The sequence below is a fragment of the Streptomyces cellostaticus genome (genome assembly GCF_023630175.1).
In the GTDB taxonomy this organism is placed as follows: domain Bacteria; phylum Actinomycetota; class Actinomycetes; order Streptomycetales; family Streptomycetaceae; genus Streptomyces; species Streptomyces cellostaticus_A.
On sequence record NZ_JALLIN010000081.1, the window covers coordinates 1 to 13,322 of the forward strand.

Genomic DNA, 13,322 nt, shown 5'->3' on the forward strand with positions numbered 1-13,322 from the left:
CCCCCCCCACCACTCCGTCCGCATACGTTCGTCCCGCTGTGAGCCGCCGGGTCGAAGGCGGCTTCCCACTCGGAGATCGGGGGTGAACACGTGCGTATCGGACTGCTTACGGAGAGTGGCTATCCGTATGTGGGTGGTGACGCCGGGCTCTGGTGCGACCGGCTCGTGCGCGGGCTCGCCCGGCACGAGTTCGACGTCTACGCGCTCAGCCACGGCCGGCAGCGGCGGGACGCGGACCGGATCCCGCTTCCGCCGCAGGTACGCCAGGTGCGCACCGCTCCGCCGTGGACGGCCGAGGGCGGCGGGGTCACTCCCGGCCGGCGCGCGCGCCGGCGCTTCGCCGAGTGCTACGGCGAACTGGTCGAGGCCCTCGGCGGCGGACCCGGCGCCGCCTCGGACCCGGCCGCCGGCACCGGGTCCGCCCACCAGGCGGACCGTTTCGGCAACGCGCTGTACGGCCTCGCCGGACTCGCCCGGGACGAGGGCGGACTGAGCGTCGCCCTCCGCTCCGACGCGGCCCTGCGCACCCTGGAGCGCGCCTGTCGCGGGCCTCGCGCGCCGCGCACGGCGCGTGAGGCCCGCGTCGCGGACCTGCTCACGGTCGCCGCCCACCTCGACCGCGCCCTGCGCCCCCTCTCCCTGGACTGGTACGGCGACGACGGCCTCGGCGCCGCCGACCTCTGCCACGCCACCGCCGGCGGCACGGCCGCCCTGCCCGGACTGCTCGCCCGGCATCTGTGCGAAGTGCCCCTGCTGGTCACCGAGTACGGCGTACAGCTCCGCTCCCACTACCTGGCCCTCGGCCCCGACGCCGCCGCCCCCGCCGTACGCGCCCTGCTCGCCGCCTTCCACGGCCTGCTGGCCGGCGAGGTCTACCGGCGTGCCACCCTGCTCACCCCCGGCAACGCGCACACCCGCCGCTGGCAGGAACGGTGCGGTGCCGACCGCGACCGGATCCGCACCGTGCACCCCGGCATCGACGCCGGCCGTTTCACCGAGGCCGGCGAGTCCCCGGACCGGGCCGATCCGTACACGCTCGGCTGGGTGGGAGGCGTCGAGCCCGCCAAGGACCTCGTGTCCCTGCTGCACGCCTTCGCCGAGGTCCGCAGGGCGGAACCAGCGGCACGGCTGCGGATCGTCGGCACGCCCACGGGTGCCGAGGGCGAGGCCTACCTCGGCCACTGCCGGGCGCTCGCCGCGCAGCTCTTCCCCGACGAGGCGGAGGGCGCGCACGCGGTCGGCGACAATCCGGTCTCCTTCGAGGAGATCGGCGGCCCCGAGGTGCCCAGCCTGCCCGACGCGTACGCGGGCGCCGTCGTCGTCGTCCTCTCCAGCGTCGTGGAAGGCTTCCCGAACACCCTGGTGGAGGCCATGTTCAGCGGCCGCGCCACGGTGTCCACCGACGTCGGCGCGGTGGTGGAGGTGATCGGCGGCACCGGCCTCGTCGTACCGCCGCGCAACCCACGGGCGCTCGCCGAGGCGTGCGTGGCGCTGCTGCGCGACCCCGAGCGTCGTGAGCGCCTCGGTGCCGCCGCGCGCGCCCGGGCGCTCGAACTGTTCACCGTCGCGCAGAACATCACGGCGTTCGACTCCATCTACCTGGAGATCGTCTCGCGCTGCCCGGTGCGCCGGGTCGTCCTCGGCGCGGCCGGTGACCCGTTGCCGTTCGCCGCCCCGGCCGAGACCCATGTCCCCGTCCGCTGGACCGGCCCCACGGCCCGGGAACGCATCCGGGAAGCGTCCGGCCGGGCACCGGTCGCCCCGCTCCACATGATCTCGGGAGCGGCGTCGGAGGGGGCACGGTGAGCGGCACGGAGGGCGGTGCCCCGAGGAGACCCGGCTGGGCGCCGGACACCGGCGGCGACAGGGACGTCATGCACCGGCCGCACGACACGGACGCGCCGCACGACACGGACGCGCCGAGCGGTACGGCCGGAACGAGCGGAACGCACGGCCGGAGCGGCGCCGGCGCGCCGGGCGGCGCGGACGCAGCGAACGCCATGGACCGGTCGAGCGGGCTCGACCGCCCCGGGACGCCCACCGGCGGCACGGCCTGGGACGAGCCGTCGCGGCGATGGCTCACCGGCGCCGCGACGGCCGCCGAGGACCGCACGGACCCGGGCGCAGCTTCCCCGGCCCCGGCCCCGGCCCGGAGCAGTGCGGGCGCCGCTCCCGGAGGGACCCGCACCACCCCCTTCCGGCGCGGCACCGCCGACCCCGTCAAGACCCTGCTGCACCGTCACCGCGAGCTGTGCGAGCGGGCCGTGGACCCGCTGGAGATCGCCGCCGGACTGGAGGCGCACGGCGTCAGCGACCGGACCGCCGCCAGGTTCCGCCACCGCGACGTCTTCTCGCTCGCCGAGGAGCTGTACGCGCGCGTGCCCCGCGACGGCGCACCGCCTCCCCGTCCCGAACCCGGACGGGCACCACGGGTCCGGGCCGGCTGGGTGCTGCTCACCCTCCTGCCCGGAGCCCTCGCGGCGACCGCCCTGACCGGACTGCGGCTCACGCACGGCCGGATCCGCCCGCTGGTGGCCGCCGCCGGTGTCCTCGCCCTGGCCGCCGCGACGCGCGCCGCCCTGCGCCGCGGTCCCCTCGCCGCGGTGCGCGGCCCGGTCTCCTGGCGCACGGCGGCCGGCGTCCGCGCGTGGACCCTCTGGCTGCTCGGCTACGCGCTGTTCGGCGACGGCCTCCTGGAGACCATCGCCGCGGGCGGGCCCGACGCCCTGCCCACCGGCGCCCCCGACGGGCCCTGGCCGATGACCGCCGCACCCGTCCTCGCGCTCGCCCTGGCCTGCGCCCCGGCCGCCTGGTGCGCCCACCTCCTCGCCTCCGGGGCCCGCCGCAGGCTCGCCGGCAGCCGGGGACTCGAGGACTTCACCAGCGCCGCCCGGCCGCTGCTGGCCGGTGTCCTCCTCCTGTTCCTGGCCGCCCTCACCGGCCTGCTCGCCCTGTGCGGCACGGTTCTGCACGAGAGCGCGGCCTACCCGAGGGGCCTCGCCCTGGGCGCGCTCCTGCTGCTCGCCCGCCTCCTCGTGGCGCACCGCCGGTGGCACGGCCCGGTGCTCGCCCTGGGCGCCGCCGCGGCCACCGAGGCGGCGGCGCCCGCCCTGCTGCTGGCCGCCCGGCTGCCCGGCTGCGCCCCCCTCGCCGCGCCCGTCGACACCCTGGTGGGCGCCTGGGGCCCGGCCGCCGTGCCGACGCTGGCCTGCGGCGCCGCCGCGCTCGCCCTGCTGGTCCACGCGCTGCGCACCCTCACCCGGGCCTCGGCCCACGCCCCGGCGGGAGCACCTGAGTGAACCTTCCGCCACCGGCCCCGACCGTCTCCGCCGCCACTCACCCCGAGCGCGCGGCGGCACCCGGCCACGGCCACGGCGTCCGGCCCCCCACCGCAGGCCACCGCATCACCCCTTCGAAGGAGAAGACCAGATGACCACCTCCCGACACGGAGCGCCCGGAGCGTCCGGAGCCTTGGGAGCCGCCGGAGCGCACACTCCGGGAGCCGCCCGATGAGGGTCCTGCTGATCGGAGCCAACGGATACATCGGCCGCTTCGTCGCCGACCGCCTGCTCGCCGACCCGGCCGTCCAGCTCACCGCCCTCGGCCGCGGCGACGACGCCGACGTCCGCTTCGACCTCGCCTCGGGCAGTCCGGGAGCGCTCACCCGCTTCCTGGACGCGGTGCACCCCGGCGTGGTCGTCAACTGCGCGGGCGCCATCCGGGGCGGCGCCCGCGACCTCGTCCGGCACAACACCGTCGCCGTCGCCACCGTCTGCGAGGCGCTGCGCCGCAGCGGCTGCGGCGCCCGGCTGGTGCAGGTCGGCTGCGGTTCCGAGTACGGCCCCAGCCAGCCCGGCTCCTCCACGGCCGAGGACGCCGTGCCCCGCCCCGGCGGTCCCTACGGCGTCAGCAAACTCGCCGCGACCGAACTGGTCCTCGGCTCCGGCCTCGACGCCGTCGTCCTGCGGGTGTTCTCGCCCGCCGGACCCGGTACCCCGGCCGGCTCGCCGCTCGGCAGGCTCGCCGAGGCCATGCGCCGGGCCATGCAGTCCGGTGACGGCGAACTCAAGCTCGGCGGACTCGGCGTCCAGCGAGACTTCATCGACGTCCGCGACGTCGCACGCGCCGTGCACGCCGCCTCGCTCTCCGCGGCCCAGGGCGTCATCAACATCGGCTCCGGCCGCGCCGTCCGCCTCCGCGACGCCGCCGCCGTCCTGGCCCGGGTCGCCGGATACGGAGGCGCCCTGCACGAACTCGACGCGCCCCCCGGGCCGCTGCGCGGCGCCATCGGCCACCCCCGCGCCGACTCCGAGCACGCGGCCCCGGTCGCCTACCCGTACCCGGACGGCTGCGGTGGCTGGCAGCAGGCCGACGTGCGCACCGCCCGCGACCGGCTCGGCTGGCGTCCCCGGATCAATCTGGAGGAATCCCTCGCCGACATCTGGATGGAGGCGGCATGCCGCATCTGACCAGCGGCACTGCGGGCACCACGGGCACCGGCGTCCGCACCGGCCTGGGCATCCCCGGTTACGCCCACCCGCTGCTGGCCCCGGCCCAGTGGGCCGAACTCGCCCGCCCCGGCACACCGCTCGACTGGGTGGTGATCGACGTGGCCGCCGGACCGGGCAGCCGTCCCGACCCGCACTGCCTGGAAGCCGTGGGCCGGCTGCGCAACGGGGGTGTGCGGGTCCTCGGACACCTGAACCTGGCCCAGGGCATCCGCCCTCTCGGCGACCTGCTCGCCGACGCGCACCGCCACCTGGAGTGGTACCGCGTCGAGGGCTTCCTGCTCGACCGGTGCCCCACCGGGCGCGGCCATCTCCCCGAGGTTCGGCGGGCGGTCACCGCCCTGCGGGCGATCGGTGACGCCGCTCACATCGTCCTGGGCCACGGCAGCCACCCGCACCCGGCGTACGCGGAGAACGCCGACCAACTGGTGACGTTCTCGGGCCCCTGGTCCCGCTACCGCTTCTCGCAGGCGCCCGAGTGGACCGCCGACTATCCGCCCGACCGCTTCTGCCACTTCGTGCACGGCGTGCCACGCGGTCATCTGGAGGAGGCGCTGCGCGTCGCCCGCTGGCAGGGCGCGGGCACGATCTACCTCACGGATCGCACCGACCGCGGCGGCCGGGCCGACCCGTGGGAGACGATGCCCGGCTACTGGGACGAAATCGTCTCGCGGATCGGAACAGGTGTCTCGGAATGAAGAAGGCCGTGGCAGTGTTACGGGGAGAACAACCGTAGTGATCGACCGACCAACGGAGTCCCCGTGTCGCTGCCACCCCTGGTCGAGCCAGCCCCTGAGCTCACCGTAGACGAGGTCCGCCGGTACTCCCGCCACCTGATCATCCCCGACGTGGGGATGGACGGGCAGAAGCGGCTGAAGAACGCCAAGGTGCTCTGTGTGGGTGCCGGCGGCCTGGGCTCGCCGGCACTGATGTACCTGGCCGCCGCGGGCGTCGGCACGCTCGGCATCGTGGAGTTCGACGAGGTCGACGAGTCGAACCTGCAGCGCCAGATCATCCACAGCCAGTCCGACATCGGCCGCTCCAAGGCCGAGTCCGCGCGCGACAGCGTCAAGGGCATCAACCCGTACGTGAACGTGATCCTTCACGAGGAACGGCTCGAGGCCGACAACGTGATGGACATCTTCAGCCAGTACGACCTGATCGTCGACGGCACGGACAACTTCGCGACCCGCTACCTGGTCAACGACGCGTGCGTGCTGCTGAACAAGCCGTACGTGTGGGGTTCGATCTACCGCTTCGACGGCCAGGCCTCCGTCTTCTGGTCCGAGCACGGCCCCTGCTACCGCTGCCTCTACCCGGAGCCCCCGCCGCCCGGCATGGTCCCCTCCTGCGCCGAGGGCGGCGTGCTCGGCGTGCTGTGCGCGTCCATCGGCTCCATCCAGGTCAACGAGGCCATCAAGCTCCTCGCCGGAATCGGCGAGCCGCTGGTCGGCCGCCTGATGATCTACGACGCCCTGGAGATGCAGTACCGCCAGGTCAAGGTCCGCAAGGACCCGGACTGCGCGGTCTGCGGCGAGAACCCGACCGTCACCGAGCTCATCGACTACGAGGCGTTCTGCGGCGTCGTGTCCGAGGAGGCCCAGGCCGCGGCCGCCGACTCCACGATCACTCCCAAGCAGCTCAAGGAGTGGATCGACGACGGCGAGAGCATCGAGATCATCGACGTCCGCGAGCCGAACGAGTACGAGATCGTCTCCATCCCGGGCGCCCGTCTGATCCCGAAGAACGAGTTCCTCATGGGCACCGCCCTGGAGAGCCTGCCGCAGGACAGGAAGATCGTCCTGCATTGCAAGACGGGTGTCCGCAGTGCGGAAGTCCTCGCGGTCCTGAAGTCCGCGGGCTTCTCCGACGCCGTGCACGTCGGCGGCGGTGTGATCGGCTGGGTCAACCAGATCGAACCGGACAAGCCGGTGTACTGATCAGCACTCTCGCTGGCCAGCGGGACAGACGAAGCCCCACGGCTCTGACCAGCTCAGATGCCGTGGGCTTCGGTCGTTGTCGGTCGGCGTCGGCTGACCTTGGACGGCCCAGCGACGGCCCGGGCTCCGTCCTCGGACTTCGCCGGGCCTTTGGGGCGCGGCCCCTTCGTCCCGCAGCAGTTCGGGCGGGCGCTCTCCTCTGGGCCAGTGTGCTTTTCACCTGCGCTGATGGTCCGCAGGCGCCCGCACTCGTCCGCTGCTGTTCGTCGGCGTTGTCACCCAGTTGGGCACGCACCCCGGCGTCCGTATCAGCTCAGCGAACAGTGTGTCTTTCGCCGTGCGTCGGCCACGTCAGGGAGTGTGGACCACATCCAGGTTGGTCACCTTCGCGCAGATCGCGAAGGCCTGGAGCGTGCCCGGGTTGTTGGGGTCACTGTTCGTGGCGTAGGCCCACCACGTCTCCGAGCCGATCGGCCTGCTTGCCGCGAGGTTGTAGCGCTGGACGTACGAATTCCCGGCCTTCACCTCGGCTCCGCCGCCCGTGAGGACCTGCCCGGCCGGACACTTGGCGGAGGCTGCCGCATCACCGGCGTAGCCATTGCCGGGCGACGCGGGAAGCGTGACGATCTGGCCGTAGACGATGTTCATCGTTTTCGAGCTGTCAGCTGTCGCAAAGCCGGCCGAGCCGACGAGCATCGTGGCAGTCGCTGCAGCCACGAGACCGTACTTGATCGCGCGCATGACCACTGAGGTCTCCTTAATCTTCGTCGAGGGGGAGCCCCTGTACTCGCCGGGACTCGCTTCACAGATTCCGCAGCAGGTTCGATTTGCGTACGTTCGTTTCGGCGTTTCACTCTTACGTGATCAAGCTGGTGCCCGGCACCGCTGGGCCGGTGGGAGTCCCGGTGTGAACCGAGGACCGTTCCTGGCACGGCTCTGCTCAGCAGTTCGGAGCAGTCAGCGCGGGCGGGTGATTGCACCGCCGGGTGGAGTCTTCGGGCCCCTCCTGAGGGCCGTATCGGGCCAGGAGTGGCGGCTGCGTGCTGATCGGTCTTGAAAACCGTCGTGGCAGCGATGTCACCGTGGGTTCAAATCCCACCGCCTCCGCTTGCTGAGCTGTGAGAAGCGGCCCCTGACCTGTGTGTTCGGTCGGGGGCCGTTCTCGTGCCCGGTTGCTGTGGGTGCCCGATGTTCCCCGTGGTTTCCCGCTCGATCGGGCACGGCTGGGCACGGGCAGGGCGAGTGCGGTTCATGTACTCCGCTGCTGCACTCGCTACAGGTTGATAAGTCTCGGGCGGGCATTGGGACGTCCGTACGTCAAGATCCGCGGCAGCACCTCTAGCATGCGTGCCATCTCCGCCGCCGGCGCCCGCAGCAGGGCCTCGACGACGGGATCGGCCAAGCCGAGTGCGGCCAACGACGACGGATCCAATGTCACCCGAAGCACATCACCGTCCAGTTCCACCGTGCGTACGCAGCCGTAGGCGGTGCCCTGGTCCGGTGTGACAAGGCAGTGTGTGTCCATCCCCAAGGACACTTCCTGAGCGTCGGGCTCCTCGAAGTCGCACATGAACAAGAGGGAGAACCCCTCCTCGTCGTCCGACTCGGCCACACCTGCCATCACGCAGTCGTCCTGATCGGGATCATCCAACCCAGAAGCAAGCTGCGCCGTGAATCTATACGTCATGCCGGTGTTTCTAGCACTCAGGGCTGACGGTCTTGATCACATCGGAAGATCGCGAACGACAGGAGCGGCACACCCTTTGCTGGGTGTGCCGCTCCCGTGCATGGATCCGCGGCCTCATCCTTATCAGGTCGATCCTGAGGTGCCGGTGACGCCGGTCACCGCACTTCACAGGCTGGTTGACCGCCCGCTGACGTTCGGCACCGACCGCCCCTGTGTGATCCTCTCGGTGTCAGACATCAATTGATCCCTTGACCACTACGCGATACGCGGTAACGCGAAGGTTCGCCGAACAAGATTCAGCACGATGATCACAGTGACCAACCGGGTCGCTGAGTCGAGAGCTGCCGTAACGGGTTCGATGCCGATCACGCAGCCGAGGACAGACGTGATTGCCAGCCATGGGGCGTTGTCGGTGGTTCGTGGCACAGTGTCAGTAGCGCCACAACTGCCCATTGAAAGGCGGGCGCCGAGGATCGGGTAGGACAACGTGGTTTCTCCCTGGTTCTCTCCGGGGGCGCACTCGCTCTCGCCAAAGTGTTTGAGTGCGCCCCTACCGTTGTCGGGCCAAGCCCATGATGCGACACGACACTGACAAATGAGAGGCCCAATTTCACTTATAGCCAGGACGATTGGATGGATCACCTGTTTCGCGTGCCGCCCCTACCGTGACCAAGCGGCTATGATCAGTGCAAATCCTCACCTGAAAAACTCGATCGCAGGGCGCATTCTTTGCCTTTAACTCACGGGCCGTGATGCTCCGTTTGACCAACTGCTTGTGTGGCAGCGTCTCCAACAGCCCCAACCCATCACTACCCCAGCTCCCATGGGCCGCGTCTGCTCGGCTTCGCCTGGGTCGACGGTGGACGGGATGGGAGCACCCCGCGCACGCCACTTCGGACCCGTAGTCGCGAACGGCGCCCCTCCATCCCGGTGCCGGCCGATCCCCCGCCGGAGGCATCGTCATCTCGTTGACCTCTACGGGGCGACCTTCGTCCGCGAATGCGGTTCGGCGGACAAGGATGACCGGAGTACCGGCGGACATCCTCAACTGCTCTGCCTCTTCCTTGGTGGGCATGCGGCTGCGGAGCTCTTCGCGGAAGTGCACCGGCTTGTATCCGAGTTCGGCGAGACGGGCGTACGTCCCGCCGGGGCGCGTGTCCTCCTGCGTGATCGCTGACCCTGCGACCACGGACGTGGGTAGATAGCTCGTCGCGAAGAGAACAGGCTTCCCGTCCAAGACGAATCGACGGCGTCGCACGCAAACGGTGTCCTCATCCACCAGGTCCAACACCTGTCCGATCCGCTCCGGTGCGGCCTCCTCCGACACCCGACACCGTCACTTGATCCACCACAAGCGTGCGGTCCCCGGTCGTCGCCGGTCGGCGTCGGCAGGCCGGACGTCCCCCGCATCCCCTCCCACCACGCCCACTGTCAACTCCCGGTAGTCAGGCTCCACGGGTCGGCAGCCGGCGCGTGTGGCTGCCCGGACTCGGGGGAGGGCGCATGGCAGGCGGCACCCGCCCGGCCCCCGGGCGGGGTGGCACGGGTGCGTTCGGGGCACGCTCGGGGCCCGGGCGGTGGTGGCGCGGCGTACTCGGGGCCGGGCGTTCGTATGCTGACCCGCGGTGGCACGGGACGGACGGGCGGGCGGTGCGGGCGGTGGCGACATTCGTGCTGGTGCACGGGGCGATGCACGGTGGCTGGTGCTGGTCCCCGGTACGCCGGAGACTCGCCGCGGCCGGGCACGAGGTGTTCGCACCCAGCCTGACCGGACAGGGCGAACGGCGGGACGCGCTCACTCCTGGGATCGGTCTGTCGACCCATGTACGTGACCTCACCGAACTGTTGTGGTTCGAGGACCTCACCGATGTGCATCTGGTGCTGCACAGCTACGCCGGTGTGCTCGCGGGGCCGCTCGCCGAAGCCGTCGGTGACCGGCTGGCCTCGCTGACGTTCCTCGCGGCCTTCCTCGTGGAGCCGGGGGAGTGCCTGCTGGACGTGGAGCCGCCCGAGGTCGCCGACCGCTACCGGCGGACCGCCCGGGAGCAGGGCGAGGGGTGGTTCCTGCCACCGGCACCGGCGTTCCTGGAACAGTGGGGCATCCCGGACGACCTGCGTTCCCCCGTGGGCGAGCGGCTGACGGCCTTTCCGCTGCGGTGCCAGACCGATGCCGCGCACTACGACCCCGCCCCGCTCGCGGCCCTTCCCGCCACCTACATCCGGCACACCCGGCCACCGCTGGAGAGTCTCGACCGGTCCTACGTCCGTGCGGTGCGGGCGGGTTGGGACATCCGGGAGATCGCCTGCGGACATGACGCCATACTGGCCGACCCCGAGGGGACCGCGGCGCTGCTGGAGTCGATCGCGGGACAGCCCCTGGCGCTGTGACCGGGGGCGTTCACCGGCTCGCGGCGTCCGGCCCGGCACCGCGCCGCGGCGTCGCATCCGTTGCGGACGCGGCGGGGGCGGTGCGTCGGGTGCGGATCAGCGGGCGATCGAGATCGCGAAGGGCGCGAATCCGCCGGCCCGGATCACGTGCGGCACGAACAGGATCGCCGCCTCCGTGGCGCGGGCGGTCCGGATCCCGCCGAGATCAGTGATCCACTCCTTGCGCCAGCCGAGGTCGACGAGCAGGTCACGGACGGTCTGCTTGGCCTGTGGGTCGTCGCCGGAGAGGAAGGCGTCGGGCGCCTCGGTGAGCGAGGCCGGCGCGGTCATCACCGGGAAGAGCATGGTGTTGAGCGTCTTGACGACACGCGTTTCGGGGAGCGCTTCCTGGAGTTGCTCGGCGAGGCTCGAGCCGGGATGGATCAGGTCGCCCGGCAGGCCGTCCGGTCCGTCGACGGTGGCGTTGGAGACGTCGACGAGGATCTTGTCGCGCAGTTCCTCGCGCAGGGCGGCGAGCCGGTCCAGCGAGCCGGCACCGGGGGTGGCGTTGATGACGATCCGGGCTGTCCGGGCGGCGTCGGCGGCTGCGCCCGGAGTGCGGTCCGCCACGGTCACGTCGTGCCCTGCCCGGGTGAGGGCCGCGGTCAGGTTGCCGCCGACGCGGCCGTTTCCGAGAACTGCGATCGTGGTCATGGTGATCCGGTCCTTCCGTTCGTGCGGGTTGTGGTGTGCGGTCAGCGGGAGAGCGTGGCGACGGCCTCGGCGTGGACGCCGGGCGCGGCGGCCAGGAAGCTCTCGCTCCGCGGGGTCCAGGGGCGGCCCTCGGCGTCGGAGATCCGTCCGCCGGCCTCGGTGACGAGCAGCGCCCCGGGCAGCAGGTCCGCGCGGGCGCCGGCGAACTGCCAGAAGGCGTCGACCCGGCCGGCGGCCACGTTCAGCAGGTGCAGGGTCGCGGGCACGGCGGTGCGGACGACGAGCGCGTCGAAGAGCATCGCGGTGATCGAGGAGCCGACGCGCCGCACGACCTCCTCGTCCTCGTCCGGCCGGGCCTGGCTGGTGGCCACGATGCCGAGGCCGAGGTCCGCGGTCCGGGAGACGTGCAGCGGCCGGCCGTCGAGGCGGGCGCCCGCGCCGGTGAGCGCGGTGTAGGTCTCGCCGGTCAACGGCAGGTGGACCGCGGTGAGCACCGGCTGGTTCTCACGCACGAGGGTGGCGGTCACCGCCCACTCCGGCAGGGCGTGCAGGTGGTTGACGTTGCCTTCGGCCGGATCCACGACCCACCATTCGCCGGGCGGCAGTGCCCCGCCGTCCAGTTCGTCCTCCACCCAGCCGGCGTCCGGGCGCAGGCGCGTGAGGCGGGGGCGCAGGATGTCCAGCGCCGTGTCGTCGTTGGCGGCGAGCGCCCGCATCAGCTCCTCGCGGGTCTCGTAGCGGACCACCTCGCCGAAGCGCTCGCGCAGCGCCGCACCGGCCGCGCGCACGGCGACGGCGGTTTCGTGGAGCAGGTCGGCGTCGGAGACGGCGACGTCAGTGGCCTGAAGCGTTTCGGACATGGTGGTACTCCCGTGTGAGGAGGGGTGATGGGGCGGGTCGGGCCAAGCCGTGGGTTCCGTCTTGCGCTCCCGTCTCGAAGGTAGACAGCCCCTTGATTAACTTCAAATGCACGTAAAGCACGGCTAGGTTTACTCACATGCAATTGGATTTGAACCTGCTCGCCGCGCTCGACGCGCTGCTGGAGGAGGGGAGTGTGGCCGGGGCGGCCGCGCGCCTGCACGTCACCGCCCCCGCGATGAGCCGGAGTCTGGGCCGGATCCGGCGCACGACCGGGGATCAGATCCTGGTGCGCACCGGCCGCACGATGACCCCGACGCCGTATGCGATCGCCGTCCGGGAGCAGGTGCACGAACTGCTGCACCAGGTCCAGGGGGTGCTGGCGCCGAGCCGTGAACTCGATCTGGCGACGCTGGAGCGCACTTTCACACTCCGCTGGCACGATTCCCTGGTCGCCCTGAGCGGTCCCGCGCTGCTCGCGGCGGTGCGCGGACAGGCGCCGGGCGTGCGACTGCGCTTCGTGGCGGAATCGAGCGTCGACACTCCCGAGTTGCGGCGCGGCGAGGTCGACCTGGAGGCGAACGCCAACCGCCCGGGCGCACCGGACATCCGTTCCGAGAACGTGGGCGAGACCCCCCTCGTCATCGTCGTGCGGCGGGGGCACCCCCTCACCCGCGTCAGGACCGTCACCGCCGAGCGGTACGCCGCAGCCGAGCACGTCGCCGTATCGCGGCGCGGCAACCTCGGCAATGCCCTGGACGACGCCCTCGCACGGCTCGGCCTCACCCGCCGTGTGGTGGCGACCGCGCCCACGGAGGCGGCCGCGCTGGAGTTCGCGCGCGGCTCCGATCTCCTGATCAGCGTCCCCGAAGCCACCACGAGGCCGGCGGTCGCCGACCTCGGCCTGGTCGTGCTCCCTCTCCCGCTCGAACTGCCGTCGGCACCGATGTACCTGTCGTGGCATCAGCGCTACGACACCGACCACGCCCACGCGTGGCTGCGCGGGCTGGCACGAACCGCGCTGGCCATGGGCGGGGCGTCGTAGCCGGCGCCGTCCGGCCCCCGCACCCGCGCACCCACGGGACCGTAGTGATGCCGCACGGCGGGCGGTACGGGCTGCCGGCGGGACGGCGTACTGAGCGGTGCCCCCGCCGCCGATCGGCGGGCACACCGAAGCCCACGGCTCCGACCAGCTCGGAACCGTGGGCTTCGGGGGATTTCGGACTGTGCGGTGGGGGGGGGGGGGGG

11 protein-coding genes, 1 tRNA gene and 1 pseudogene are annotated in these 13,322 nt (G+C 72.0%); 8 read left to right on the top strand and 5 right to left on the bottom strand.

The window, feature by feature from the left end:
* Positions 1-90 precede the first annotated feature (90 nt).
* From MXD57_RS30485 to moeZ, 5 genes are all read left to right on the top strand, one after another.
* A complete protein-coding gene (locus tag MXD57_RS30485; protein ID WP_250405415.1) occupies positions 91-1,806 on the top strand; it encodes a DUF3492 domain-containing protein in 1,716 nt (571 codons plus the stop codon).
* A gap of 194 nt (positions 1,807-2,000) precedes the next feature.
* Positions 2,001-3,299, top strand: a complete 1,299-nt coding sequence (locus MXD57_RS30490) for a hypothetical protein (RefSeq protein WP_250405435.1) — start codon at positions 2,001-2,003, stop codon at positions 3,297-3,299.
* A gap of 210 nt (positions 3,300-3,509) precedes the next feature.
* Entirely contained in the window at positions 3,510-4,469 is a 960-nt protein-coding gene (locus MXD57_RS30495) for an NAD-dependent epimerase/dehydratase family protein (RefSeq protein ID WP_250405417.1), read from the top strand.
* Positions 4,457-5,206: a spherulation-specific family 4 protein gene (locus MXD57_RS30500; RefSeq protein WP_250405419.1), complete on the top strand. Its 750-nt coding sequence runs from the start codon at positions 4,457-4,459 to the stop codon at positions 5,204-5,206. Before MXD57_RS30495 ends, MXD57_RS30500 begins: the two co-directional genes overlap by 13 nt.
* Positions 5,207-5,269: 63 nt before the next feature.
* Entirely contained in the window at positions 5,270-6,448 is a 1,179-nt protein-coding gene (gene moeZ / locus MXD57_RS30505) for an adenylyltransferase/sulfurtransferase MoeZ (protein WP_250405421.1), read from the top strand.
* Positions 6,449-6,799: 351 nt separating this feature from the next.
* On the opposite strand, the gene MXD57_RS30510 is transcribed toward moeZ, so the two are convergent.
* Complete coding sequence (locus MXD57_RS30510; RefSeq protein WP_250405423.1) at positions 6,800-7,189, bottom strand: hypothetical protein; 390 nt, start codon at positions 7,187-7,189, stop codon at positions 6,800-6,802.
* Positions 7,190-7,474: 285 nt separating this feature from the next.
* On the opposite strand from MXD57_RS30510, the gene MXD57_RS30515 reads away from it, so the two are divergent.
* A tRNA-OTHER gene (locus tag MXD57_RS30515) sits at positions 7,475-7,555 on the top strand.
* Between the two features lie 166 nt (positions 7,556-7,721).
* Here the strand turns inward: MXD57_RS30515 and MXD57_RS30520 are convergent.
* Both MXD57_RS30520 and MXD57_RS30525 read right to left on the bottom strand, forming a co-directional pair.
* Entirely contained in the window at positions 7,722-8,135 is a 414-nt protein-coding gene (locus MXD57_RS30520) for an Imm10 family immunity protein (RefSeq protein WP_250405425.1), read from the bottom strand.
* A gap of 946 nt (positions 8,136-9,081) precedes the next feature.
* Positions 9,082-9,511, bottom strand: a pseudogene (locus tag MXD57_RS30525) (GntR family transcriptional regulator); the annotation flags it as partial.
* Positions 9,512-9,794: 283 nt separating this feature from the next.
* Between MXD57_RS30525 and MXD57_RS30530 the strand changes: the two are divergent.
* Positions 9,795-10,523: an alpha/beta hydrolase gene (locus tag MXD57_RS30530; protein ID WP_250405427.1), complete on the top strand. Its 729-nt coding sequence runs from the start codon at positions 9,795-9,797 to the stop codon at positions 10,521-10,523.
* A gap of 96 nt (positions 10,524-10,619) precedes the next feature.
* Here MXD57_RS30530 and MXD57_RS30535 read toward each other — a convergent pair whose 3' ends face one another.
* Together MXD57_RS30535 and MXD57_RS30540 are read right to left on the bottom strand one after the other, a co-directional pair.
* Positions 10,620-11,216 carry an NADPH-dependent F420 reductase gene (locus MXD57_RS30535; RefSeq protein ID WP_250405429.1) on the bottom strand — a complete coding sequence of 199 codons (597 nt, stop codon included), beginning with the start codon at positions 11,214-11,216 and terminating at the stop codon, positions 10,620-10,622.
* 41 nt (positions 11,217-11,257) lie between these two features.
* The gene (locus tag MXD57_RS30540; protein WP_250405431.1) at positions 11,258-12,076 is read right to left on the bottom strand and encodes an inositol monophosphatase family protein; all 819 of its coding nucleotides are present in this window, start codon (positions 12,074-12,076) and stop codon (positions 11,258-11,260) included.
* Positions 12,077-12,213: 137 nt separating this feature from the next.
* Here MXD57_RS30540 and MXD57_RS30545 point away from each other — a divergent pair, with 137 nt between their 5' ends.
* Entirely contained in the window at positions 12,214-13,119 is a 906-nt protein-coding gene (locus MXD57_RS30545; RefSeq protein WP_250405433.1) for a LysR family transcriptional regulator, read from the top strand.
* Positions 13,120-13,322 lie beyond the last annotated feature (203 nt).

Coding starts and splice junctions, on each gene's coding strand:
- MXD57_RS30520 (WP_250405425.1), bottom strand. CDS start 8,135: ATGACGTATAGATTCACGGCGCAGCTTGCTTCTGGGTTGGATGATCCC.
- MXD57_RS30490 (WP_250405435.1), top strand. CDS start 2,001: ATGGACCGGTCGAGCGGGCTCGACCGCCCCGGGACGCCCACCGGCGGC.
- MXD57_RS30540 (WP_250405431.1), bottom strand. CDS start 12,076: ATGTCCGAAACGCTTCAGGCCACTGACGTCGCCGTCTCCGACGCCGAC.
- MXD57_RS30545 (WP_250405433.1), top strand. CDS start 12,214: ATGCAATTGGATTTGAACCTGCTCGCCGCGCTCGACGCGCTGCTGGAG.
- MXD57_RS30495 (WP_250405417.1), top strand. CDS start 3,510: ATGAGGGTCCTGCTGATCGGAGCCAACGGATACATCGGCCGCTTCGTC.
- MXD57_RS30510 (WP_250405423.1), bottom strand. CDS start 7,189: ATGCGCGCGATCAAGTACGGTCTCGTGGCTGCAGCGACTGCCACGATG.
- MXD57_RS30500 (WP_250405419.1), top strand. CDS start 4,457: ATGCCGCATCTGACCAGCGGCACTGCGGGCACCACGGGCACCGGCGTC.
- MXD57_RS30535 (WP_250405429.1), bottom strand. CDS start 11,216: ATGACCACGATCGCAGTTCTCGGAAACGGCCGCGTCGGCGGCAACCTG.